Below are 1,084 nucleotides of genomic sequence, written 5' to 3'. Positions count from 1 at the left end.
ATCGGGCAGGATTTCACGTTTAGGGACTTCGCGACGACGTGGCATTTTTAAACCTCTTAATTGCTTCAGTTGGCTGGTAGCTTTGCTACACAACCGCGAGAGCTATTTCCAACTCTCACTTACTCGACCCGCTTGCAACACGCAAGTTTGGGGTCACTACGCTGTCACTGCGCGTCACGCAGAGCAGCACCTGTTAACTTTTGAAAATTACTTCGCTTTTGGCTTCTTCGCACCGTACTTGGAGCGTGACTGCTTACGGTCTTTAACGCCTTGCAAGTCAAGTGAGCCACGAACGATGTGGTAACGCACACCGGGCAAGTCTTTGACACGACCACCGCGCACGAGAACCACACTGTGCTCTTGCAAGTTGTGGCCTTCACCGCCGATGTATGAGATCACCTCAAAACCGTTGGTCAAGCGCACCTTGGCAACTTTACGCAAAGCGGAGTTAGGCTTTTTAGGTGTCGTGGTGTACACGCGAGTGCAAACGCCACGACGTTGTGGACAATTTTCCATCGCTGGGCTCTTGGACTTGATCTTTTCGACCGTCCGCCCGTGGCGAATGAGTTGGTTAATGGTTGGCATGAAACGTCCCTAAACGTCAAAAATCAAAAAACAAATACACGCGCCTGTCTTGATGGACAGCAACCCACGCCCGTGAAAACGCAGATTGCGCAGACGCGCATCCCTTCGGTTTTTTCCGAAAAGCCCTCGATCATAGCATTGATGGGTTTTTGTGGGGCAGCGCCGGTAAGTTTTTTAGCGCAATGCCGCCAGCGCGTTGTATTTCAAACACCCGCGACAGTGGCTTGATTGTCGCGAGTGTTTCCTTTTTACTTACTCCGTGAGGAGCAGCAAGGTATCCCACATCCGACCGAGGAAGCCATCCGCCTCGACAGGCTGCGCCACGACCAACGGCTGTTTTGTCAGGATGGTGCCATCGGGCAAGGCGACCGTGACATCACCGACCACTTGTCCAGCGGGCAAAGGCGCAATCAACCGATCAGGCACATTCACTTTGATATCGAGTTTGCCCGCCATGCCCGTTGGCACGGCGACCGATAGCCCGCCCGCTACGCCCAAT

2 protein-coding genes are annotated in these 1,084 nt (G+C 53.4%); both read right to left on the bottom strand.

The features are described from left to right. Positions 1-207 precede the first annotated feature (207 nt). Positions 208-585 carry a 30S ribosomal protein S12 gene (gene rpsL / locus AC1QQ2_RS14350; RefSeq protein ID WP_479713651.1) on the bottom strand — a complete coding sequence of 126 codons (378 nt, stop codon included), beginning with the start codon at positions 583-585 and terminating at the stop codon, positions 208-210. Positions 586-837: 252 nt separating this feature from the next. Continuing rightward, the coding region (locus AC1QQ2_RS14345) for a hypothetical protein (RefSeq protein WP_479713650.1) at positions 838-1,084 on the bottom strand (247 nt) is incomplete at its 5' end.

The organism is Aestuarium sp. (assembly GCF_023253315.1).
Classification (GTDB): domain Bacteria; phylum Pseudomonadota; class Alphaproteobacteria; order Rhodobacterales; family Rhodobacteraceae; genus Marivivens; species Marivivens donghaensis.
Note: the sequence above shows the minus strand (reverse complement) of the source record. Positions and strands in the feature narration are given on the sequence as shown.